We start from the raw sequence: 21956 nt of genomic DNA on the forward strand, positions 1-21956 counted from the left end.
GCGCAAGTCTTTGAGTCGGTCGCGCAATTCATCCGAAAACCCCGGCGAAAAATCCGGCGATTTTTCGGATTGCGCTCCGGGCAAAACTCTTGCGTCGGTCCTCGGGCTGGCGCAGGATTCCGCCATGACCTCGATTGAAGAGACCAGCGCGCCGCCGCCCCGCGAGGCGCGGCGCAAATTCATGGTGGTGGTGGATTCCACCCCCGAATGCCTGACCGCGCTGCGCTACGCCGCGCGTCGCGCCGAGCATACGCGCGGCGGCGTGGCCATGCTCTACGTCATCGAGCCGGAGGACGGCCAGATCTGGCGCAGCGTCGGCGAGCGGATGCGTCAGGAGGCGCGGGCTCAGGCTGAAAAGCGCCTCGGCACGCTGGCCGCCGAGGTGCAGGCTCTGGCGGGGATCACGCCGGAGTTCGCCATCCGCGAGGGCCGCCCCGCTGAGGAGATCCTCGCCTATCTCGGCGAAGATCACGACATCAGCATTCTGGTGCTGGCGGCGGGCGTGGGCGGCGAGGGGCCGGGGCCTCTGGTCTCGACTTTGGCCGGGCAGATGTCGGGCCGGATGCCGGTGCCCATCACGGTGGTGCCGGGCTCTCTGAGCCTCGCGCAGATCGACGCTCTGAGTTGAAGCTTCAGGCGAAGCGCTTGGAGAGCGCCACGCAGACCGCCACCAGCCCCGCCGAAGCGAACATGCTCCAAGGCGTCGGCTCTCCGAGCAGAATCCCCGCCAGCGCGAGGCCGAAAAAGGGCTGAAGCAATTGCAGTTGCCCCACGCGGGCGACTCCGCCCGCCGCCAGACCGCGATACCAGAAGACGAAGCCGATCAGCATCGAAAACACCGAGACATAGGCGAAGCCGAGCCAGGCCGGAGTCCCGATCCCGCTCCATGACTCCGGCGAGGCCGCCAGCGCGAGCGCCAGCATCGGCGGCGCCGAGAGGACCAGCGCCCAGGAGATCGCCTGCCAGCCGCCGAGCCGCCGCGAGAGCTTCGCGCCCTCCGCATAGCCCAATCCGCAGAGCAGCACCGCCGCCAGCATCAGCAGATCGCCCTCTAAAGAGCCGGAGCCGCCCTGCGAAAGCGCGAATCCCGCCACCGTCGCCGCGCCGAGGCCCGAGAAGAGCCAGAACAGGGGCTTGGGGCGCTCTCCGCCGCGCAGAGTCGCGAAAAGGGCGGTGGCCAGCGGCAGAAGTCCGATGAAGATCACGCTATGCGCCGCCGAGACCCTCTGAAGCGCCAGAGCCGTCAGCAGCGGAAAGCCGGCCACCACCCCGAGGGCCGTCACGGCCAGAGCGGGCAGGTCTTTGCGGTCGGGCGCGGGCTGGCGCGTCAGCAGCAGCAGCGCCCCGCCGAGCAGAGCCGCGATGGCCGCCCGCGCCGAGGTCAGAAACAGCGGCGGCAGATCCGCCACCGCCAGCCGCGTCGCCGGAAGCGAGCCGCTGAAGATCAGCATGCCCAGAAAACCGTCGCGCCAAGCCGTCGCCTGTTTGTCGAAGAAGGGGGAGGGGGCTTCGCCGTCTTGGGCCGCAGGCGCGTTCAGAGATGTCTCGCTGGTCATGGCTCCTCGCTTTCCCGCGCAGAATTACGCGCTTCGGGCTGGCGCGGACAGCTACGGATCCATACGATCCCGCCGAACCGTATCGCTCAGGGAGGCCATACGCTTGACCATTCAGGATTTCGCGGCTCCGGAGAAGGCGGGCGGCCGGACTCAGGCCGTCATGCAGGCGATCCGCGCCCGGCTGGCGAGCCGCGCGCTCGGCCCCGGCGACCGCCTGCCCTCCATCCGGGGCTTCGCCCGCAGCCTGAAGCTCTCGCCCTCCACGGTGGTCGAGGCCTATGACCGGCTGGCGGCGGAGGGCCTGATCCGCGCCCGTCCCGGCTCGGGCTTCTACGTCTGCGCGGGAGCGCGCGCGCCTTTGGCTCTGACGCGGGAGACGCCTCCGGCGGATCGGGCGGTGGATCCTTTCTGGGTCTCGCGCCAATCGCTCGACGCCGATCCCGAGGCGCTGCGGCCCGGCTGCGGCTGGCTGCCGCCCGATTGGCTGCCCGGCGAGGCTCTGCGCCGGGCGCTCCGCAATCTCGCGCGGCGGGAGACGGGGCTTCTGACCGATTACGGCGTCACGCGGGGCTCTCCGGCTTTGCGCCGCCTGCTGATGGCTCGTTTCGCGGAGGAGGGCCTTGAGCTGTCGCCGGATCAGATCCTGCTGACCTCCTCGACGACTCAGGCTCTGGATCTGCTGTGCCGCCTTCTGCTGCGCCCCGGCGACGCGGTTCTGGTGGACGATCCCTGTTATTTCAATTTCCGGGCGCTCTTGCGGGCGCATCAGGTGAGGGCGGTCGGGGTTCCCTATGGCCTTTCGGGGCCGGAGCCCGAGGCTTTCGAGGCCGTGGTTCTGGCCGAGCGCCCGCGGCTCTATCTCACGAATTCGGCGCTGCATAATCCCACCGGCGCGACGCTTTCGGCGCCTAAGGCGCATCGCCTGCTGAAGATCGCCGCCGCCCATGGGCTGCTCGTCGTGGAGGACGAGGCTTTCGCCGATTTCGAGCCGGAGCCTTCGGCGCGTCTGGCGGCCCTCGACGGTCTGGAGCGGGTGATCCGGGTGGGGGGCTTCTCCAAGACGCTCTCGGCTTCTCTGCGCTGCGGCTACATCCTCGCGCGGCCCGACTGGATCGCCGATCTGACGGATTTGCAGGTGGCCTCCAATTTCGGCGGCCCGAGCCCCATCGCCGCCGAGGCCCTCGCGGAGCTTTTGGCCGGAAGCGGACGCCGCAAGCATCTGGAGGCTCTGCGCCGCCGTCTGACGCGGGCGCGGCGCGCGGCCTCCGGGCGGCTGCGGGATCTCGGCGTGGAGCCCTGGATCGAGCCGCGCGGGGGCTTTTATCTCTGGGGCCGTCTGCCGGAGGGGCGGGATTCCGCTGAAATCGCGCGGGCGGCTCTGGCGGAGAAGGTGGTCTTCGCCCCCGGCGACGTCTTCAGCCTCTCGCGCTCCGCCGGAGGCTTCATGCGCTTCAACGTGGCGCAATGCGAGGACGCGCGGGTCTATCGGGTCTTGGGCGGGCTTCTGCGGGGCTGACCGAAGCCGCCTCGCAGAAGCCCGGATCAGGCTCAGAAGGGCATGGAGAGGCCGAGCCTCAGCCCATGGCTCTGGTCGTCGCCGTAGCGCCCGGCGTAGCCCGCGCTGAGCAGGCCGAATCCGGCGTCGTAGAGCGCGGTCAGATCGAGCTTCAGCCCGTCGTCCTCCAGAGCATGGCCCGGCGCCGACCAGCCGCCGCCCAACCCCGCCGAAGAGACATGGACGTTGCGGGCGTCGCTGAATTCATGCTCGAAGAGCGCCTCCGCCCGCAGGCCGAGATTCTCGCCGCGCGCCTCGACGAAGCCGCCGAGTCCGCCCCGGAAGCTGCGCGCGTCGAGATCGCCGTAGCTCTGGGCGAGATAGGCCGGGCCGCCCTCCGCATAGCCGCCGAGGCTGGCGCTCCAGCCCTCCAGCCGCGCGAGGGGGCCCGCCGTGAAGCCCGGCCCCTGAATCAGCCGCGCGCCCGCCTGAACCGCGCCGCCGAAGACCCAGCCGTCCGCCGAGCCTTCGTTGCGCAGCTGGGCGGCTCCGACTTTGGAGAGCCGCGCCACGTCGAGATCCGCGTAGCCCGCCGCGAGGGTGGCGGTTCCGAAGAAGCGCCCGTCGTCATGCCGCGCGAAGAGGCCGCCCATGAAGGCGTCGCCGTCGATCTCCACGCCGGAGGAATCGCTCTCCAGCGTGTGATAGCCGAGCCCCGCGCCGATGGTCAGGCTGGGCGAGAGGGCCTTGGCCGCCCCCGCATGGCCGGAGATCGCGCGGGAATCGCCGGAGCCCTCGGCGTCGAAGATCGAGGCGCCGAGCGCGCCGAAGGCCGAGACTCCGCCGATCCGCGCGCCGCGTTCGGCGGCGTCCTCGAAGGCGTCGCCGAGATCGCGCGCCGCCCGCAAGGGCAGCTGCGGCGCCAGAGAGACTTTCGGTCCGGCCTCCAGCGAGGCCCCGATCAGATCCGCGACGGCTCCATGCGCCGTGGTGGTGGGGTGGATGCCGTCGTTGAAGACCATGACCAGCGGATTGCCCGTCTGGCCTGCGGCGAGGTTCTGGCCATAAGTCGGATCGGCGGCGCAGGGGACGCCGGTGAACTCCGAAGCGTTGTAGCAGACTTGGCTATGATTGAGATCGGCGAAGCCGAAGGAGGCCGGATTCGCCAGAGCCGCCGAGAAAAACCCGTCGAGATCCACCCGCATCACGCCGGATTCCTCAGCGAGGGCGGCGTTCAGCGCGCCGTTATAGGCTTGAGTCGCGCCATTGCGGATGGTGGCGAAGGGCGTGGCCATGGCGCCCTCCGTCGGCAAGGTCAGGCCGAGTCCCGCCGCCAGAGCCGGAGCCTGAGAATCCAGCAGGGCGGTTTCAGGCGTCGCGGCGAGATTGGGCACGTTGGGCACGATCACCAGATCCACGCCCGCGGCCCGCAGCGCCCGCACGCCAGCGGCGGTTTCGGCGGCGGCGGCGCCCATCTCCGTGACGATGTTGCTCTGAATGACCGCGAGGTCGCTTTCAAAGACGTTTTGCGCCGCGCCGAGCCGGAAGCCGACGGGCGCGCGGGTCGTGGGATCGAATTGGACGTTGGCCATGTCGCGCACGTCGTTGCCGCCCGCGCTGACCAGCGCGAGGGTCGAGCCCGAGGAGGCCAGCCCGGCGTTCGGCCCGACGAGGAAGCCGGGGCCGCTGGTGGTCGCGGGATAATAGGGCGTGGCGGGCACCGTGACCGTGGATTCGATCTGCGCGCGGACCTCCGCGGCGAGGGCGCCGCCGACGCCGTAATTCAGGCCGGTCCCTTCGGCGGTCAGGCCGGGGGCGGTCTGGGGATTGGAGGGATAGAGCGGGCCGAAGCCGAGATCTTCGGAGAGCCGGCCGGAATAGGGCTGGCCGTATTCCCCGTTCGCCTCGCGATTCGTATAGCGCCAGCGGGCGTCCTCGGGCAGCGTCAGGGGAAAGCCGGGATAGACTTGACCGGGGTCGATCCGCTGGCCTGAATCGACGAGGCTGTCGCCGAAGACGACGAAATTCTGGAAGCTCTGGGCGGCGGCGGGCTTCGCGGCCTGCGCGGCCAGCAGCCCCAGAGCGGCGCCCGCCATCAAGGCGGCGCGGCGATTCCTGAGCGACATGGGTTTCCTCCCTCTGGGGTCTTTGGTCTTGTAAGCCGATGATTGCGCCGGTTCGGCGACGGAAACCAGAGGCGATGCGGTCAGGCGGGGGCGAAGGGCGCCCGGAAGCCTCCGCGCAGGCCCCGCAAAGGCCGCCGACTGGCGCTCCGGAGTCTGGTTTCAGGGGCTGCTTTGGTCGGGCTTGCGAAAGACTCTGACTCCAGCGCCCGCCTGCGGGTTCGGAACTTGCCGACCGCCTCCCCCATCAGTATGGTGCGCGCGGCGCGGCGGCCATGGGGGCGCTCGCCCGTTCAGCGAAGAGGGCTTCAGATGAGCAAGATCAAGGTCGAGAATCCGGTCGTCGAACTGGACGGCGACGAGATGACCCGCATCATTTGGGATTTCATCAAGAAGAAGCTGATTCTGCCCTATCTCGACGTGAAGCTCGAATATTACGACCTCGGCATGGAGCATCGCGACGCCACCGACGATCAGGTGACCATCGACGCCGCGAAAGCCATCCAGCGTCATGGCGTGGGCGTGAAATGCGCCACCATCACCCCCGACGAGGCCCGCGTCGAGGAGTTCAAGCTCAAGAAGATGTGGAAGTCGCCGAACGGCACGATCCGCAACATCCTCGGCGGCGTGATCTTCCGCGAGCCCATCATCTGCTCGAACGTGCCGCGCCTCGTGCCGGGCTGGACTCAGCCGATCATCGTCGGCCGCCACGCCTTCGGCGACCAGTATAAGGCGACCGACTTCCGCACCGAAGGCCCCGGCAAGCTGACCATCAAATTCGAGGGCGCCAACGGCAAGACCATCGAGCACGAGGTCTATCAGTTCACGGATTCGGGCGTGGCCATGGCCATGTACAACACCGACGATTCGATCCGCGACTTCGCCCGCGCCTCGCTGAACTACGGCCTCTCGCGCAAATATCCGGTCTATCTCTCGACCAAGAACACGATCCTCAAGGCCTATGACGGCCGCTTCAAGGATCTCTTCGCCGAGATCTTCGAGACCGAATTCGCCGCCGAGTTCAAAAAGCTCGGCCTGACCTACGAGCATCGCCTCATCGACGACATGGTGGCTTCGGCGCTGAAATGGTCGGGCGGCTACGTCTGGGCCTGCAAGAACTACGACGGCGACGTGCAGTCCGACATCGTGGCGCAGGGCTTCGGCTCGCTGGGCCTGATGACCTCCGTTCTGATGACTCCCGACGGCAAGATCGTCGAGTCCGAGGCCGCCCACGGCACCGTGACCCGCCATTATCGCGAGCATCAGAAGGGCAAGGAGACCTCGACCAACCCCATCGCCTCGATCTTCGCCTGGACCGGCGGCCTCAAGCACCGCGCCAAGCTGGACGACAACGCGGCTCTGGCCAATTTCGCCGCCACGCTGGAGAAGGTCTGCGTCGACACCGTCGAGGCGGGCGACATGACCAAGGATCTGGCGCTGCTCGTCGGGCCGGATCAGGGCTGGCGGACCACCACCGGCTTCCTCGACAAGATCGACTCCAACCTGAACAAGGCTCTGGCGGGCTGAGGCGCGCCACGTCTAAAGCATAGGCTGGAGAATATTGAGGGCGGCCTGCGGGCCGCCCTCTTTTTTTTCGTGGAAAGCCGCTTAGCTCCATAAGAGCGGCGATGTCGCCGCGACGGCCCAAGGCCGCGCGCCGGGGCTGAAACTCGTCATGGATTTCGAATCATGGCTGACAAGAAAGACTCCGGCAAGAAAGCCGCTCCCGCCGCGAAAACCGCCGCCGCCGCGCCGAAAGACGCCAAGGCCGCTCCGCCCAAGAAAGGCAAGTGAGCGGACCCGCTTCCAGAGCGTTTTCCAGAGAAGCCGAAACGGCTTCGCGTCGTGAAAATGCGACCGAACAAAAACCTAGAGCCTTTGAACGATCCAGCATGATCGAAAAACGCTCTAAGGCTCTCCCGCCGATGAGGCGGGGCGATCCGAGGATGTGAGAATGCGGCCCCTCTCCGCAAGGAGGGGGGCCTTATGTTTGGGGAAGGCGCTCTAAACCGCCCCGAGCCGCCAGAAGGGCTGGATCTCGCGGGCGGGGCCGACGGGCCCTTCGTCCGCCTGAGCCGCCACGCTGGCCAGCCGCGTCTGAGCCGAGGGATGGGTCAGCAGCTCCGCCGAGACGCCCGCCTCTCCGGGCCGCGCCATCGCGCAGAGCGCCGCCGCCCGCAGGATGGTGTCTCCGCGGAAGATCACGCCGCCCTCCGGCCCGTCTTCGGCCTGCATGGGGCCCATATGCAGCCCCACCGCCAGATCCGCCACGTCGGGGCGCCGCCCGCTTTCGGGGTCGGGCGCCAGATCCAGCAGCCAGATCGCCGCGCCCAGAGCGTCGGCCGGATCGGCGAAGACGAAGAGCGCCCCGTCCTCGGCGGCCTCGGTCAGAGCGCCCTTGCAGAGCCGCGCCAGCTCGGACAAAGGCTCCACGTCGAGCGCCACCTCCGGCCCGGTGGGCCGCAGCGCCAGAGCCGCCGCCGCCTCGACGCGCGCGGGCGAGGCCCGTCCCAGCCTCATCCCCGGCCAGAAGCGGCGGAAATGATGATTCATCAGCAAAGCCGAGGGCCGCAGCCGCGTCGCGGCGCCTTCGTCCACGCGCTCCAGATTCAGCACGAGCCGGTTGCGGCTGTGGTTCTCGAAGACCAGCGAGCCGTCGGGCGCGGCGCGGCCGCAGCGCGGGAGGTCGTCGGAGGCCACGCAGATCGGCGTGGGATGGCCTGAGGCGATGGCGAAGGGATCGCCCTTGCGCCCGAAATGATCGCGCAGCCGATAGAGCCCCGGCGGGACCAAGGCCGGAAATTCGCGCCGCTCGCCCGCGGCGAGGCATTGGCGCACCGCCACATGCGGCGAATCGGCGGGAGATTCGGCGGCGAAGCGCCCGACCGTCAGAGGCCGGCCCTCAAGGCGCGGCGTGAAGACGGGCTCCACGGTTTCGTCCGGCGTTCCGGACTCGGCCGAGCCGCAGACGGGGCAGGGGGGCGCGAAAAGGGCGTCCTCCAGCTTGGCGTGACGCCCGGCGCGCACGCCGCAGGCCGGACAGATCCGCCGCCACGCCAGATCCAAAGCGCCGCCGCGCGCCGCCGCGAGGCAAAAGGCCAGCGCCTGATCGTCCTCCACGCCGAGCGCCGCCGCCAGAGCCTGAGTCCGCAGCGGCAGAATCGCCGATTCCGGGGCGGAGAGCAGAAAGCGGGCGAAGCCCTCGGATTCGGCGCGCGGGATCTGAGCGGCGCGCAATTGGGCGGCCAGATCGGAGAGCTTCGACTCCGGGGGCGGCTTGACCCCTTGCTTCGGCGGAAAGGCGGGTTTGGAGGGATCGCGCAGATGGGCCGTCGCGGCCTTGACCTGCTTCTCGAAGGCCGAGACCGCCTGATCCAGATAGCCCGCGCTCAGCATGGCCTTGCCGATCACGCCCATGGCCTCGGCCTCGACGGAATAGACCAGCCGCGTCCCCTCCTCGCCGTCGGGCTGGACGTGCAGCGCCGCCTGAGTCCGGGCGAAAGGCCCGGCGGCGTAAGCGCGCTCCGTGCGCCACCAGAGCCCCTGCACCCATTCGCAGGGCTTTTCGCGCCAGCGGGCGGCGGCGCGTCCGTCCGAGCCGGAGCTTTCCATCAGCCGCGCGAGGGAATCGTCGAAAGGGGCCTTCACAGGCCGCATGCGCGGCGCGCCCAGCGCCTCGCCGAGCGTCGCCAGATCGGAGAACAGCGCCCAGACGCGCGCCGGAGCCGCCGGAAGGCGCCATTCGCGCGCCGCGCTGCGGACGGAGCCGCCCGAAGGGGCGGAATGGGTTCTGACCGCCAAAATGCGCGAGTCCTCTCTGAAGAACGTTTCTGAAGGATCCTGAAGGGGATCGCTCTGATTTCCGCGTCGCCACCATAACGAACGCGGAAAGCCGCGCAACCCTTCCGGAGCCGCGCGCCGCGCCTCGGGGCGATCTTCCCCGTCCGAGCCCCCGGCTTGAAGAGCCTGAGGGTCGCGCGCGCCGCTTGCGGAGGCGCCGATTCGGCGCGGCCTCCGCCCTTGCGGAATCTTCGGTCGTGCGCGCGGCCTCCGCCTCTGCGCGTCGCCGCTTGCCGAATCTTCGGTTTTGCGCGCGCCTCCGCCTATGCGGCGTCGCCGCTTGCGCGGGTGGGATCGGGCGCCTATCATCCGCGCCCCAAGAAAGCCCCCCGCTGAAGCCCCGAACTTCCGAAAGACCCCCTGATGCTTGAAGCCCTCCGCAAATCCGCCGGCTCTCTGGTCGGCAAGCTCATCCTCGGCCTTCTGGTGGTCGCCTTCGCGGTCTGGGGGATCACCGACGTGTTGTTGGGCAACGCCGGAACCACGGCGGCGCGGGTCTCGGGCAAAGAGATCACCACCCAGCAATACGCCCGCGAATTCTCGGCTCTGGCCCGCAGCCTGCGCCTGACCGCCGAGGACGCCCGCAACATCGGCGTGGACCGCATGGCGGTGGACCGCCTCGCCGCGGGCGTCGCCGTGGACGCTCAGGCCGAGGCCTTCGGGCTCATGGCGGGCGACGCTCAGGTGACCCGCGAGATTTCGACGGATCCGAGCTTCGCCGGCGCCTCCGGCGTCTTCTCGCAGGAATCCTATCTCCGCACGCTGCGGACCATCGGCATGCAGCCGCAGGATTACGAGGCGGGCGTGCGCTCGCGCCTGACTCAGGAGATGCTGCTTCAGGCCGCCGCCGGAGGCGCCGCGCCGCCGCGCTCGGCGGTCGAGGCGCTGGAGATTCATGAGAACGAGCGCCGCGCCGCGCAATATCTCCTCTTCTCCTACGCCGGGGCTCCTGAGCCCGAAGCGCCCTCCGAGGAGGTTCTGCGGGCCTTCCATGAGGCCGAGGCGCCTTTGTTCACCACGCCCGAGATGCGCGCGGGCGACTGGGTGCGGCTCTCCGCCTCGGCGCTCGCCCGGCCGGACGACCTCTCCGAAGCCGAGATCCGCGCGGCCTACGACGCCGGGATCGCCCGCTTCACCACTCCGGAGACGCGCCGCGTCGAGCAGATCCTCTTCCCGGACGAGGCTTCGGCCCGGGCGGCGGCTCTGCGCGTGAAGGAGGGCGCGAGCCTGATGGAGATCGCGGCGGAGATGGGCCGCGCCCCCGGCGAAGTCCAGCTCGGATGGACCACGCGCGACCGTCTGCCCGCCGATCTCGCCGGGGCCGTCTTCGGCCTTGCGGGGCCCGGCGTGGCCGAGCCCTATGCGGGCGGCTTCGGCTGGACTCTGGCGGGCGCGACCGAGATCCGCCCCGCCATGGTCACGCCCTTCGAGGAGGCCCGCGCGCGGCTCGCCGCCGAGATCGCCGCCGACCGCGCCCGCGTGAAGCTGCCTCAGGCGATCCTCGACATGGAGGACCACATCGCGGGCGGCGCTTCTCTGGCCGAGGTCGCGGAGCGTCTGGGGGTGGAGGACCACCGCATTTCCGAAACCGGCCGCGACGGCTTCGATTCGAAGGGCCTCTCCGCCGAGAACGCGCCGCCGGACTTCCCCGGCTTCCTTGAGGCCTTCTTCGCGGCCCAGCCCGGCGCCGCGCCGACCCGCCTTGAGGGGCCGGGCGGCGAAACCGCCGTCTACTTCCTCCAGGTCTCCGCTTCGACTCCCGCCGCGCTGAAGCCCTTCGAGAGCGTGCGCGAGGAGGTTCTCCGCGCCTGGATCGACCGTCAGAAGCGCGAGGGCGTCGCCGCCCGCGCCAAGGCCGCCGCCGAGCGGATCGCCGCCGGCGAGAGCCTGCTCGCGGTCTCGGCGGATCTTGAGGCTCCCGTGCAGGAGGCGCCGCTCTTCGGGCGCCGCGAGACTCCGCTGGATCTGAGCGCGGAGGCCGTGTCCCGGCTTTTCCTCGCCGCCGAGGGCGCGCCCGTCGAGGCCGCCGCCAAGGACGACGCCGGACGCGTGGCGGCGGTGGTCGTCGAGATCGCGGATCCCTCCGCCGAGGAGGTCGCGGCGAACGTCGAGACCCGCCTGACCCAATACAGCCAGCAGCTTCAGCGCGATCTGGAGCAGGCCCTCATCGCCGAGACCGTGCGTCAGGGCGATCTGCGGATCTATCCGGAGGCCATGGCCGCCGTCTCGCAGACGCTTTACTGAGGCGGCTCCAAAGAAATTTCGGGCGGGAGGCCTTCGCCTCCCGCCCGTTTCTTTTTCGACGAAGGATCTTCGTAAATCTTACGGCCTACGACTCAAAAGCGCGCCAGAGAGGGACGCCGAGCGGGGCGGTCAGGGCCGGTCGGCGGCGCGGCGGCGCTCCTCGACGCCTTCGCTGGGAGCCGGAGGAGCGTTCGGCTCCGGCCGCGCGACGGCGCGGGCCAGAGTTTCGGGCGGCGGGGCCATGTCCAGCCCATAATCCGCCTCTTCCGGCGCCTTCTCGGCGACGGGGGTCAGATCGCTCAGCCACTGCATGAGTTTTTCGCGCATTTCCATCCCCCAGTTGTTCTGGTTTGGAGCATCCTACCCTAAAGAAGCGAACTTGAGAATAACGCCTGCGTGTTTCCCTGAAGATGGAATCCTTGTAGGATTCCCATGACGCGGGCGTGACGCCGAGTCCCTGATCCGCTCGCCCGCGGATCTTGCAGAAACGGCGCCAAGCCCCATCCCTTCCGGAGCCCCGCATGTCCGTCTTCTCTCCCTCCTCTCCGCTTTCCCTTTCTCTCGTCCGCATGACCGTGAACGGCCGCCCCGTGGAGCGCGAGGCGGCGGCCTCGACCACGCTGGCGGAATATCTCGCCGGAGCGCTCAAGGCGGAGACCCCCGAGCGGCGGCGCGCCGAAGGTCTGGAAGGGCCTGCGGTGGTCATGATGAACGGCGAGTCGGTGAAGGCGGGGCTGGTTCTGGCGGTCTCGGCGGCTTCGGCGCAGATTCGCAGCTATGGAGGGCTCGCGCGCCATGACGGCGTGTTGACGCCCCTTCAGCGGGCCTTTCACGAGGCGGGCGCCATGCTCTGCCCCGATTGCGCCCCGAGCCTCGTCATGAGCGCGCTGGATCTGCTGAACCGCAATCCTATTCCCTCCGAGGCGGAGATCCGCGACTGGCTGGAGGATTCGCTCTGCCCCGTCTCCGACGCGGATCGCGCCGTGGCCGCCGTTCTGGCCGCCGCCGCCGCGACGCGCTCCTGAACCCCGCCCGATTCCCCCGCCTGACTCCCTAAGTCCGAAGGAAAGCCGCATCATGGCCGCTCTGGATTATCTGCGCCCCTCCACGCTGCCCGAGGCTCTGGCGGCGCTGAACCGCCCCGGCGCGCGGGCTCTGGCGGGCGGACAGGCGCTGTTGCCCCGTCTGCTTCAGGGGATCGAGGCGGCGGAGAGCCTCGTGGAGATCGGGCATCTCGCCGAATTGCGCGACGTGACCCGCGACGAGGAAAGGCTCTCGGTCGGGGCGGCGACGCGGCCCGTGGACCTCGCCGACACGCCCGCCGTCTGGACGCTGGCGCCGGCCCTCGGCGAGATGGCGGGCGCGATGGGCGATCCGCAATTCCGCAATCGGGCCACGCTCGGGGGGGCCTTCGCCGAGAATCATCCGGCCTCCTGCTGGATGGCGGCGGCTCTGGCTCTGGAGGCCCTGTTTCTGACGGACCGGCGCGAGATCTCCGCCGGGGATTGGGGGCTCGGCCCCTTCTCGACGCCGCTGGAGCCGGGCGAGACTCTGGCGGGGCTGCGCTTTCTGATTCCGCGCCGGGCGGGCTGGGCGCGGATTCGCGGCGCGGCGGGCTCGGGCTCGCCTTTCCCGCTGGCGAGCGTCTTCGCGGCGCAGACCCGCGCGGGCGAGGCGCGTCTGGGCGTGGCGGGCGGCGCGGGCGGCGCCTTCCGCTGGCGCGCGGGCGAGGCGGCTTTGGAGGATCTCGGCTTCGCGCCGGAATCTCTGGCCGGTCTGGAGCCTGAGGAAGCGGAGATGTTCGGCGACGAGCGGGCCGATTCGGCCCATCGGGCGCGGCTGGCGGGACGGGCGGCGGCTCAGGCCGTCGCGCGGGCTTTGGCGATCAAATCCGCGCCGGGGCTCTGACCGGGGCTCTGAAAGGCCGCGGCTCTCGTCCTCTTGTCGGGCTCTTCTCGGGCGGCTTACCTTCCCGAAAGGAATGAAGCCTATCCTTTCGGGAAGACCCTTCGGGTCGGCGGGAGGATAAACGATGAAACGTCTGGTGACGGAGGCTCTGGCGGCCTATGCGCTCTGCGTGGCTCTGGAGCTCCTGATTTTGCGCGACGCGGGCGCGCAGCTTTGGGGCGGTCTGCTGGGGCTGAACGTCTTCGCGGCGTCTTTTCTGGCGGGCTGGGCGCATTTGCGGCGGATCGGCGAGGGCCCGGCGCCGGGCGGCGTCTTTTGGCTGGGCGCCTCCTGCGGGATCGGCTTCGGTCTGGCCCTAGGGGCTCTGGGCGCGGCGAACGCCCTTTACGCGGTGGCGGCCAAGCTGCCCGACGGCCGGATCTCCCTGCTTCTTCTGGCGGGAATCTTCGTCTTCGGGGCTTGCTGCGCGCGCATGGTCTTTTGGGCGCTGGAGACCGGCCGCGCCCTTCCCGAGATGGAGGAGGCGGAGCCCTCCGCTTGAATTTCTTTCGCCTGAGGCGCAAATTCCTTTAGGCGAAGGCGATCAAGGCGGAAACTGGGCGAGGGGCATCATAATATGGTCCGAATCCTGCGCGAGATTGCTCAGCATGACGGCGCCGAGGCGCTCTGGAGGACCCGATGATGAACAACGTCTTTTCCCGGCCGCTGCTGCGCGGCGGCGTTCTGGCCCTTGCGGCCGCGAGCATGGTCGCGGTCTCCTCTGACTCCGCCGAGGCCCGCGGCCGCAACGACAACGCCGGCGCGGCCATCGCGGCGGGCGTGGTCGGCCTCGCGGTGGGCGCGATGATCGGCTCGGCTTCGGCGAGCAGCTCGCCGACCTATTACGCCGCGCCGCCCGCCACCCCCTATTACCCGAGCTATTCGGCCCCGACCTACGTCGCCCCCACTTACGCCGCGCCGACCTACGTCGCCCCCACCTATGTGGCCCCGACCTACGTCGCGCCTCAGCCGACCTACGTCGTGCAGCCCCAGCCGGTCTACGTGCAGCCTGCGCCGGTCTATGTGCAGCCCGCGCCGGTCTATCGGCCCTCGACCTCGATCAGCATCGGTTTCAGCTCGGGTTCGAGCTGGGGCGGCCCCCGCTATGCGCCGCCGCGCGGACATTGGGGCGGCGGGCCTCGCTGGGACGATCGCGGCCGCGGCCATGGCGGCGGCAAGGGCGACTGGCGGCGCTAAGCGCGGTCCCGAGGGCTTCGCGGCCCAAAGGTTCGGGGCCCCAAAATCACGGCCCGAACATCATAGCGGCGTCTTCACGGCGCATGCGGACGGCCCCGAAAGGGGCCGTTTTTTTCACGTCTTTTTGCGCCTCCGGCGCGCGGCGCGATTCGGAGAGGCCGCTTTCCGGTTGCGGTCCTTGGGGGCGCCTTCCGATCCGCATGAAGAGAAAAATCTCTTTCAGGAATGGGCCTTTCCTGATCTTGCGTATTTTGTTTGCAACAATTTCCCGGATTTTCTCTGCTTACGGCGTATCCGAGGGTGGGATTCAAGATTATATCTTGGAGATTGTATTAATTTGAACCATAGTGCGGAGGCATATCTAAACAAATCGAGCCCATTCGGCTCCCGAATCGTTTCAGAGAGGCCCTTCATGCCCGCATTCCGCAAACTCGCCGCGTCCGCCGCCATCGCGGCTCTGCTCGCGGCTACGGCGCAGATCCCCGCCGCCCACGCCGACGGCAAACGCTGGGGCGGCGGTCAGAGCGGCGGCTACGGCGGCCATGGCGGCGGTTACGGCCGTCCCATGCCCCGTCCTTCGGTTCATTACGGCTCCTCGCGGAGCGGCGGCGGCGGCGTGCTTCTGGGCGCGGTCGCCGGTCTGGCGGCGGGCGCGATGCTCGGCGCGGCCAGCAGCGCCTCGGCCGGGACCACCGTGATCCAGAACAACGGCTACGGCTACGGCGGCGGTTATTACGGCGGCGGCCAGGTCATCGGCGGCGGCGGCTATTACGGCGGTCAGGTGATTCAATCCGCGCCGGTGGTCTCCGGCTGGACCACGGTCGTGCAGCCCGCCGTGCGCACCACCACGGCCACGCGCGTCTATTATCCGCAGGCTCAGACCACCTACGCGCAGGTGCCGCGCACCGTCATCGACCGTCAGGCCGTGACCACCATGGAGACCGTGCCGCAGACGACCTACGTGCAGGTTCCGCGCACCGTCACCGAGACCGTGCCGCAGACGACCTACGTGCAGGTTCCGCGCACCGTCACCGAGACCGTGCCGCGCACCACCTACGTGCAGCAGGAGAAGACGGTCTACGAGGAGCAGTCGCGCACCGTGACCGAGACCGTGCCCAAGACCGTCATGCAGAACGTGGACCGCGTGGTCACCGAGACCGTGCCGCGCACCACCTATCAGCAGGTCGAGGAGACCGTCTACGACACCGTGCCGGTGGTGGTCTATAAGCAGGTGCCGCGCACCGTGACCAAGACCGTGCCCCAGACCACCTATGAGGAGGTCCAGCGCACCGTCACCGAGTCCGTGCCCCAGACCGTCTATGAGAACGTCGAGCGCGTCGTGACCGAGACCGTGCCGCGCACCATCACCGAGACCATCCCGCAGACCACCTATGAGCAGGTCGCCCGCACCGTCACCGAGACCGTGCCCCAGACGACCTATCAGCAGGTGGCCCGCACCGTCACCGAGACCGTGCCCCAGACCACCTATCAGCAGGTGCCGCGCACGAGCTATCAGGACGTGGCGCGCACCGTGATCGACACCGTGCCCCAGACCTCCGTCGGCTATGTGGCCGGCCCGACCACCTATTCCCAGAGCATCGCCCCCATCGGCGGCGCGGTTTGGGGCGGCGGCTTCGGCGGAGGTTTCGGCGGCGGCTGCGGCGGCGGAATCGTCGTGGCCTCGCCTTGCGGCGGCGGCTTGGGCGGCTTCGGCGGCGGCGGCTTCATCGGCAAGCCCTGCGGCGGCTGCTGATCCCGCATCCTGACGAATTTCACGAGGTCCAAGCGAAGGCGCGCTCCCGGAGACGGGGGCGCGCCGTTTTCTTTCGCATCAGAGCGTTGATTTTACTTGATGAAATCATGAGAATCGGGCCTGATGCCCTTCGTCGCGGGGAGGCCCCGCGGCGATTAGAGACCGCGGAGGACGCGATCATGCGCGAGAAGCGCCAAAAGCTGGCCGTCGTCGTCGGACGATTCCAGCCCTTCCATGCGGGTCACCTCGACCTGCTGCGCCACGCCGCCCAAGAGGCGGATCATCTGCTGATTCTCGTCGGCGGAGCCTGGCGCCCCCGCAGCTGGCGGAACCCCTTCACCTATGAAGAGCGCCGGAGCTTCATCGAGGCTCATCTCGAAACGGCGGATCTCGGCGTCGGGGCGGCGATCCTGCCTTTGCTCGACACGCTGTATAGCGACCGCGCCTGGACGGCCAATCTGCGGCTCGCGGTGCGGCGGCGGCTTCGGGCCCTCGGGCTGGAGCCCGAGAAGGTCGAGATCCGGCTCTTCGGCCATGAGAAGGATTCCAGCTCGCGCTATCTGCGCTGGTTTCCGGAATGGAGCTGGCGCGACGCCCCGCCTCATCTGCATCAGGGCGAGGTGGTCAGCGCGACCGATTTGCGCGAGGCGGCCTTTCTCGGCGCCCTGACTCCCGCCGACGCCGGGCGCTTCGGCGCCTTGAGCCTCGCCCTGCTGCGAGACTGGACGCGCCGCCATCAGGCCGAGGCCGGGCGTCTGCGGGCGGAAGGCGCTTATCTGCGCGAATATCGGGCGAAGATCCGCGCGGCGGAGGCGGCCTTCGGCTGGCCCATCGCGATCAACACCGTGGATGCGGTGGTGGTGCAGTCGGGCCATGCGCTGCTGGTGCGGCGCGGCGTTGCGCCGGGCGAGGGGCTTTGGGCTCTGCCGGGCGGACATCTTTCGCCGGGCGAGACGGCGCTCGACGCCTGTCTGCGCGAGCTTTACGAGGAATGCCGCCTCGACGCGCCGCGCGGCGCGGTGGCGGCGCGTCTGAAGGGGCGGCGGGTTTTCGACCATCCCGAGCGCTCCGAAAGAGGCTGGGTCCGCACCGAGGCCTTTTTCTTCGAGCTTGAGGACCGCCCCAGGCTGGAGAAGATCAAGGCGGGCGACGACGCGGCGGAAGCCTTCTGGATTCCCCTCGCCGAGATCACCCCCGAGCGCATGTTCGAGGATCATTTCGACATTCTTCAGGCTTTCGCGCCTGAGGCGCCTTTAGCCTATGGGCCTTTGCTGATGGCGCATGGCGTCTAAATCCGGCTTCACGGCCTCCGGGAGGACCGGAGGCTCTCCTTAGTCCCGAGGAGGACTCGATGACTCCGAATTTCTTCCCGCCGCTGGATGCGGCCAATCCCATTCTCGACAGCGACAGCTATAAATATTCCCATCCGCGCCAATATCCCGAAGACGCGACCCATGCGAGCGCCTATGTGGAGCCGCGCAAGGCTTGGGAGGGGATCGAGGAGATCGTCTTTTTCGGTCTTCAGGCCGAATTGCTGAAGCTTCAGGGGCCGGTGGTCACGGCGGCCCATATCGAGGAGGCGGCGCCTTTCCTGAAGGCCCATGGGCTTGAGCTTTACGTTCAGGGCTGGCGCCATATCGTCGAGGCCCATGGCGGACGCCTGCCCATCCGCATCGAGGCTCTGCCGGAGGGGACCATCTCCGGTCCGGGCGCGCCGCAGATGCGGGTGGAGAACACCGACCCCGCCTGTCCATGGCTTCCGGCTTTTCTGGAGACGCGGCTTTTGCGCTCGGTCTGGTATCCCTCGACCGTGGCGAGCCTCTCGCGCCATGTGGTCGGCGAGATCCGCAAGCGCATGCTGATCACCGACGGAACCGACGAAGGCGTGGAGTTCAAGCTCCATGATTTCGGCGCGCGCGGCGCGAGCAGCCATGAATCGGCGGGGCTCGGCGGGGCGGCGCATCTGATCAGCGCGCGGGGAACCGACACGGTTTCCGGGCTGATCCTCGCGCGCAACGTCTATGGCGCGGAGACGGCGGGCTTCTCGATCCCGGCCACCGAGCATTCCACCGTGACCAGCTTCGGGCGCGAGGGCGAACTCGCCTTCATGGATCGGCTGCTGGACCTCTTTCCGACGGGGATCCTCGCCTGCGTCTCGGACAGCTACGACCTGATGCGGGCGGTGCGGGACTATTGGGGCGGGGCTCTGCGCGAGAAGGTCTTGGCCCGCGACGGGGTTCTGGTGGTGCGTCCCGACAGCGGCGATCCGCTGAAGATCGTGCCCGAGGTGATCGAGGCGCTGATGGAGACATTCGGCTTCTCGGAGACTCCGACCGGCTACCGGCTGCTCAATCCGAAAGTCCGGGTGATTCAGGGCGACGGCGTCAACCGCTTCTCCATCGTCGAGATCATGGAGGAGATGATGCGGCGGCGTCTGGCCATCGGCAACATCGCTTTCGGCATGGGCGGCGGGCTGCTTCAGAGCGTCAATCGAGACAACTTCTCCTATTCGATGAAGCTTTCGGCCATCCGCCGGGGCGGCGAATGGCGGGACGTCTTCAAAGACCCGATCACCGCGAGCGGCGGAAGCAAGACCTCCAAACGCGGCCGTCAGGGCGCGGTCTGGGAGGAGGGGCGGCTCGTCGCGCGCCGCAAGGAGGAGATCGCCAAAGGCCGCGACGCCCTCGAGCCGGTCTTCGAGAACGGCGAGATCCTCCGTCGCTGGAGCTTTGAGGAGATCCGCGCGCGGGCCAAGGGCGGCTAAGGCTCGCAAGAAAGATATTCGCGGAATATTCTTCGAATAAACTTAATATGTTCTGGTGTTCGGCTGAAAAACGGCGCTCCTGATCAACCCCGGAGCGCCGCCATGAATCTCTACGTCACCCTCGGAGACCGCGATCCCGCGACCTCCGCCGCCTTTTACGACGCCGTTCTGGCGGTCCTCGGCTGGTCGAAGCTGACGGAGTTCCCCGGCTGGCGCGCCTATTCCGAAGGCGGCCTTCCCGGGGGCTTCATCTTCTGGAGCGTCGAACCCTTCGACGGCGAACCCGCCTCGGTCGGCGACGGGACCATGGTGGGCTTTCCGGCCAAGACCCGCGCTCAGGTGGACGCCTTTCATGCGGCGGCTCTGGCGCATGGCGGATCGGAGGAGGGCGCGCCCGGCCTCCGGCCTCATGACGGGCCGACTTGGCATGCGGCCTATCTGCGCGATCCCTCCGGGAACAAGCTCGCGGTCGTCTGCGATTCCTGAGCCTCGGCTTATTTCTGATCCGCGCCGTAATTCGGCCATTGCGTCGAGGGGCGCCAATCCGGCGAGGCGGCGGCGGTGCGCGCGTCGGGCTCGCGCTGGCCCGGCGCGGGGCGCGGCGGAATCGGCAGGGCGGCGTAGGTCTCGGTGATGATCTCGCGCCAGAGATCGGCGGCGAGGGCGGTCGTGGCGCCTGAGGCGGGAGTCCCGTCGTCGCGGCCGATCCAGATCACGCAGATGAAATCGGCGGTGGCGCCCATGAACCAAACGTCGTCGCCGGTGTCGGCGCCCATCACCAGAGCCTCGCGCCCGGCGGGAATCGCCCGGCGGGCGAGGGGATCGACGCGGCTGCGCGCCTCCAGAGCCTGAAGGGTCAGGCGCGTCGCCTGATCCGGCGCGGCGCGCAGGCGGGTTCCGATGGCGGGCGGCGTGCGCCGGAAGATCGTGCGGCGCGGCGCTTGCGGCGTTTCGCCGGGCGCGAGGGCCTCCACCAAACCGAAGGGCGTCACGGCGAAGCCTCCGTCGACCAGACTGGCCAGAGCCCCCGCCACCTGAAGCGCGGTGGCCCGCACGCCGACGGCGGTCTTGCTATGGGCGGGGGGCTCCACGTCGAAGCCGAAGGCGCGCGTGACTTTGCGCAATTCGGCGTAGGGCAGCGCGAGGGCGGCTTTGTTCACTTCGGCGGCGGCGGCGCCCGGGCGCAGCAAGGCCGCGATGGTGGCCGCGCCGCCGCCGTCCTTGGCGACGGAGGCCGTGGCCGCGAAAGGCGCGAAGAGCAGGCCGATGGGCCGCTTCAAAGAGGTCGCGCGGTTGGGGACGCCGGATTCTCCGGCGCGGCGCCCGCCCGCCATGGCCCGCACGGCGCCGTCGCGCGAGAGCAGCGCGGCCGAGACCTCGGCGCGCGGATCCAGCCCGAGGCGGGCTTCGAGCGCCCGCTCCAGCGCCAGATCCATGGCGTGCTGCAGCCGCAGATCCAGCGTGGTGCGCAGATCCGCGTCGGCGCCGGGAGCGCGGATTTCGGCGGGCGCCTGCTCCAGCGCCCAGGAGATGAAGACCGGATCGGGGCCCGGCGCCGCGGCCGGAGAGATCCGGGCCGGATAGGCGCGGGCGGCGGCGATCTCCTGAGAGGTCGCCAACCCGGCCTCGGCGACCAGATCCAGCGCCCGCCCGGTCCGGGCGCGGAGGGCCTCGGGATCGGCGAAGGGATCGGCGTCGGCCGGGGCCTCCAGCGCGCCCGCGAGGGCCGCCGCCTGCGCGAGGTCGAGCTGATCCGCCGAGCGGTTGAACCAATGGCGTCCGGCGGCGTCGAATCCCTGCACGCCCTCTGCGAAGAGGGCGCGGTTGAGCATGAGCTTCTGGCGCTCCGCGACGCTGTAGCGCCATTGAGCGGCCATGCTGCGGATGAGCCGATAGGGCTGGGCGTCGCCTTCCTGCGGGAGGCGGGCCGCGCCGAAGCCTTGGGCCAGAGCCCGCGAGATTCCGGATTCGACCGAGCCCGCCCAGAGCCTCGGCTCGGCGGCCGCGAGCACCCGCGCCAGATCGGGCGAGGCTTCCTGAAGCCCGAGGATCCGCGCGGCGGGGGCGTCGATCCAGACATATTCCTTGCCGCGCGCGTCCTGCAGCCTCAGCCCCTGCTGCGGAGGCGCCGCCAGAGCCTGAGCGGCGGGCGGCAGATCGGCCCGGTAAGCCGCCACGATTCCGACGCCGATGGCCCCGCCCACCAGAGCCAGACCGAGGATTCCGCGCCCGAAGGCGGCGGCGAAGGAGAGGCGCCTCTGAGGATTCCGCGCCGGGGGCCCCCCGGGAGATCCCGCAGGCGCTCCCCCGGGCGATCCCGCAGGCGCCCCCGCAGGCGCCAAGGGCTCCCGAAGCGTCGGGGAAGAGGGAGAATCGACGGTGATGCGGGACATTCGGGAAGTCTCCTGAGCCGGCGGAGAGGCGCAGATTGAGCGGAACGCGGTCAAGGAATGGTTAACGGAAAGTGACGCTTCAGGGTGATCGGGCGCGCGTGGGGTTTTGTCAACGTGATTGAATTTTAGGCTTCATTGATTATTTAGCCTGAATTTTAATCAATTGTGAAAAGGCGGCCCACAGGGCTTTCCGAAGCCTGCTCTGAATATATAAGCAAAAACAAATCAATATATGCATAAGCCTAAAATGGCGCCGAATTTGTATTGCTCTGCAATATCCACCGCAGAGAAGGGCGCCGACGCCATGAAATTCATCATCGCCATCATCAAACCCTTCAAGCTGGAGGAGACGCGCGAGGCGCTGACCGCCATCGGCGTCACGGGCATGTTCGTGAGCGAGGGCAAGGGTTTCGGCCGCCAGAGCGGGCACACCGAAATCTACCGCGGCGCCGAATACGCCGTGACCTTCGTGCCGAAGCTGCGGCTCGAGCTGATGGTGGCGGACGACCTCGCCGACCGCGCCGTGGAGGCCATCCGCGGCGCCGCTCAGACCGGCCGCATCGGCGACGGCAAGATCTTCGTCCTCGACGCCCTTCAGGCCACGCGCATCCGCACCGGCGAAACCGGAGAGGACGCGCTGTGAT

General features: G+C 69.0%; 18 protein-coding genes. 13 read left to right on the forward strand and 5 right to left on the reverse strand.

Annotated elements, in window-relative coordinates:
* The first annotated feature begins 124 nt into the window (after nt 1-124).
* Nucleotides 125-628 (forward strand): universal stress protein, encoded by a 504-nt coding sequence (locus B161_RS0103340; protein WP_018631942.1) that lies wholly within the window; start codon nt 125-127, stop codon nt 626-628.
* A 4-nt stretch (nt 629-632) separates the two neighbouring features.
* Here the strand turns inward: B161_RS0103340 and B161_RS0103345 are convergent, their stop codons facing one another.
* Nucleotides 633-1556: a DMT family transporter gene (locus tag B161_RS0103345; protein ID WP_018631943.1), complete on the reverse strand. Its 924-nt coding sequence runs from the start codon at nt 1554-1556 to the stop codon at nt 633-635.
* A gap of 103 nt (nt 1557-1659) precedes the next feature.
* On the opposite strand from B161_RS0103345, the gene B161_RS0103350 reads away from it, so the two are divergent.
* Entirely contained in the window at nt 1660-3072 is a 1413-nt protein-coding gene (locus B161_RS0103350) for an aminotransferase-like domain-containing protein (protein ID WP_018631944.1), read from the forward strand.
* Between the two features lie 32 nt (nt 3073-3104).
* On the opposite strand, the gene B161_RS0103355 is transcribed toward B161_RS0103350, so the two are convergent.
* Nucleotides 3105-5177, reverse strand: coding sequence for an autotransporter domain-containing protein (locus B161_RS0103355; RefSeq protein ID WP_018631945.1), 2073 nt, complete (start codon nt 5175-5177; stop codon nt 3105-3107).
* Nucleotides 5178-5486: 309 nt separating this feature from the next.
* Between B161_RS0103355 and B161_RS0103360 the strand changes: the two genes are divergently transcribed.
* Nucleotides 5487-6701, forward strand: coding sequence for an NADP-dependent isocitrate dehydrogenase (locus B161_RS0103360; protein ID WP_018631946.1), 1215 nt, complete (start codon nt 5487-5489; stop codon nt 6699-6701).
* 477 nt (nt 6702-7178) lie between these two features.
* On the opposite strand, the gene B161_RS0103370 is transcribed toward B161_RS0103360, so the two are convergent.
* Nucleotides 7179-8975 (reverse strand): DUF5939 domain-containing protein, encoded by a 1797-nt coding sequence (locus tag B161_RS0103370; protein WP_018631948.1) that lies wholly within the window; start codon nt 8973-8975, stop codon nt 7179-7181.
* Between the two features lie 402 nt (nt 8976-9377).
* On the opposite strand from B161_RS0103370, the gene B161_RS0103375 reads away from it, so the two are divergent.
* A complete protein-coding gene (locus B161_RS0103375; RefSeq protein ID WP_018631950.1) occupies nt 9378-11258 on the forward strand; it encodes a SurA N-terminal domain-containing protein in 1881 nt (626 codons plus the stop codon).
* Nucleotides 11259-11387: 129 nt separating this feature from the next.
* On the opposite strand, the gene B161_RS0103380 is transcribed toward B161_RS0103375, so the two are convergent.
* Entirely contained in the window at nt 11388-11585 is a 198-nt protein-coding gene (locus tag B161_RS0103380) for a hypothetical protein (RefSeq protein WP_157755513.1), read from the reverse strand.
* Between the two features lie 194 nt (nt 11586-11779).
* Between B161_RS0103380 and B161_RS0103385 the strand changes: the two genes are divergently transcribed.
* The 8 genes from B161_RS0103385 to B161_RS0103425 all read left to right on the forward strand — a co-directional run bounded on the left by B161_RS0103385 (nt 11780) and on the right by B161_RS0103425 (nt 19405).
* A complete protein-coding gene (locus B161_RS0103385) occupies nt 11780-12283 on the forward strand; it encodes a (2Fe-2S)-binding protein (protein WP_018631956.1) in 504 nt (167 codons plus the stop codon).
* A gap of 52 nt (nt 12284-12335) precedes the next feature.
* Nucleotides 12336-13166, forward strand: a complete 831-nt coding sequence (locus B161_RS0103390; protein WP_018631958.1) for an FAD binding domain-containing protein — start codon at nt 12336-12338, stop codon at nt 13164-13166.
* Nucleotides 13167-13290: 124 nt separating this feature from the next.
* Entirely contained in the window at nt 13291-13707 is a 417-nt protein-coding gene (locus B161_RS0103395) for a hypothetical protein (protein ID WP_018631959.1), read from the forward strand.
* Between the two features lie 140 nt (nt 13708-13847).
* Nucleotides 13848-14402: a hypothetical protein gene (locus B161_RS18530; RefSeq protein ID WP_083922907.1), complete on the forward strand. Its 555-nt coding sequence runs from the start codon at nt 13848-13850 to the stop codon at nt 14400-14402.
* A 412-nt stretch (nt 14403-14814) separates the two neighbouring features.
* Complete coding sequence (locus tag B161_RS19775; RefSeq protein ID WP_018631962.1) at nt 14815-16155, forward strand: hypothetical protein; 1341 nt, start codon at nt 14815-14817, stop codon at nt 16153-16155.
* A gap of 179 nt (nt 16156-16334) precedes the next feature.
* A complete protein-coding gene (locus B161_RS0103415) occupies nt 16335-17447 on the forward strand; it encodes an NUDIX domain-containing protein (RefSeq protein WP_018631964.1) in 1113 nt (370 codons plus the stop codon).
* A gap of 59 nt (nt 17448-17506) precedes the next feature.
* On the forward strand, nt 17507-18919 hold the full coding sequence (locus B161_RS0103420) for a nicotinate phosphoribosyltransferase (protein ID WP_018631965.1): 1413 nt from the start codon (nt 17507-17509) through the stop codon (nt 18917-18919).
* A 102-nt stretch (nt 18920-19021) separates the two neighbouring features.
* The gene (locus B161_RS0103425; RefSeq protein WP_018631967.1) at nt 19022-19405 is read left to right on the forward strand and encodes a VOC family protein; all 384 of its coding nucleotides are present in this window, start codon (nt 19022-19024) and stop codon (nt 19403-19405) included.
* An 8-nt stretch (nt 19406-19413) separates the two neighbouring features.
* On the opposite strand, the gene B161_RS0103430 is transcribed toward B161_RS0103425, so the two are convergent.
* Nucleotides 19414-21312, reverse strand: coding sequence for a transglycosylase domain-containing protein (locus B161_RS0103430; protein WP_018631969.1), 1899 nt, complete (start codon nt 21310-21312; stop codon nt 19414-19416).
* Between the two features lie 304 nt (nt 21313-21616).
* Here B161_RS0103430 and B161_RS0103435 point away from each other — a divergent pair, with 304 nt between their 5' ends.
* On the forward strand, nt 21617-21955 hold the full coding sequence (locus B161_RS0103435; protein WP_018631971.1) for a P-II family nitrogen regulator: 339 nt from the start codon (nt 21617-21619) through the stop codon (nt 21953-21955).
* The last annotated feature ends 1 nt before the right edge of the window (nt 21956 follow it).

This window comes from Neomegalonema perideroedes DSM 15528 (genome assembly GCF_000374145.1).
Lineage (GTDB): Bacteria > Pseudomonadota > Alphaproteobacteria > Rhodobacterales > Rhodobacteraceae > Neomegalonema > Neomegalonema perideroedes.

Excerpts from the sequence above, each read along its gene's own strand:
- B161_RS0103340 (WP_018631942.1), top strand. The coding sequence starts at position 125 with ATGACCTCGATTGAAGAGACCAGCGCGCCGCCGCCCCGCGAGGCGCGG.
- B161_RS0103345 (WP_018631943.1), bottom strand. The coding sequence starts at position 1,556 with ATGACCAGCGAGACATCTCTGAACGCGCCTGCGGCCCAAGACGGCGAA.
- B161_RS0103355 (WP_018631945.1), bottom strand. The coding sequence starts at position 5,177 with ATGTCGCTCAGGAATCGCCGCGCCGCCTTGATGGCGGGCGCCGCTCTG.
- B161_RS0103360 (WP_018631946.1), top strand. The coding sequence starts at position 5,487 with ATGAGCAAGATCAAGGTCGAGAATCCGGTCGTCGAACTGGACGGCGAC.
- B161_RS0103375 (WP_018631950.1), top strand. The coding sequence starts at position 9,378 with ATGCTTGAAGCCCTCCGCAAATCCGCCGGCTCTCTGGTCGGCAAGCTC.
- B161_RS0103380 (WP_157755513.1), bottom strand. The coding sequence starts at position 11,585 with ATGCGCGAAAAACTCATGCAGTGGCTGAGCGATCTGACCCCCGTCGCC.
- B161_RS0103385 (WP_018631956.1), top strand. The coding sequence starts at position 11,780 with ATGTCCGTCTTCTCTCCCTCCTCTCCGCTTTCCCTTTCTCTCGTCCGC.
- B161_RS0103390 (WP_018631958.1), top strand. The coding sequence starts at position 12,336 with ATGGCCGCTCTGGATTATCTGCGCCCCTCCACGCTGCCCGAGGCTCTG.
- B161_RS0103395 (WP_018631959.1), top strand. The coding sequence starts at position 13,291 with ATGAAACGTCTGGTGACGGAGGCTCTGGCGGCCTATGCGCTCTGCGTG.
- B161_RS18530 (WP_083922907.1), top strand. The coding sequence starts at position 13,848 with ATGAACAACGTCTTTTCCCGGCCGCTGCTGCGCGGCGGCGTTCTGGCC.
- B161_RS19775 (WP_018631962.1), top strand. The coding sequence starts at position 14,815 with ATGCCCGCATTCCGCAAACTCGCCGCGTCCGCCGCCATCGCGGCTCTG.
- B161_RS0103415 (WP_018631964.1), top strand. The coding sequence starts at position 16,335 with ATGCGCGAGAAGCGCCAAAAGCTGGCCGTCGTCGTCGGACGATTCCAG.
- B161_RS0103420 (WP_018631965.1), top strand. The coding sequence starts at position 17,507 with ATGACTCCGAATTTCTTCCCGCCGCTGGATGCGGCCAATCCCATTCTC.
- B161_RS0103425 (WP_018631967.1), top strand. The coding sequence starts at position 19,022 with ATGAATCTCTACGTCACCCTCGGAGACCGCGATCCCGCGACCTCCGCC.
- B161_RS0103430 (WP_018631969.1), bottom strand. The coding sequence starts at position 21,312 with ATGTCCCGCATCACCGTCGATTCTCCCTCTTCCCCGACGCTTCGGGAG.
- B161_RS0103435 (WP_018631971.1), top strand. The coding sequence starts at position 21,617 with ATGAAATTCATCATCGCCATCATCAAACCCTTCAAGCTGGAGGAGACG.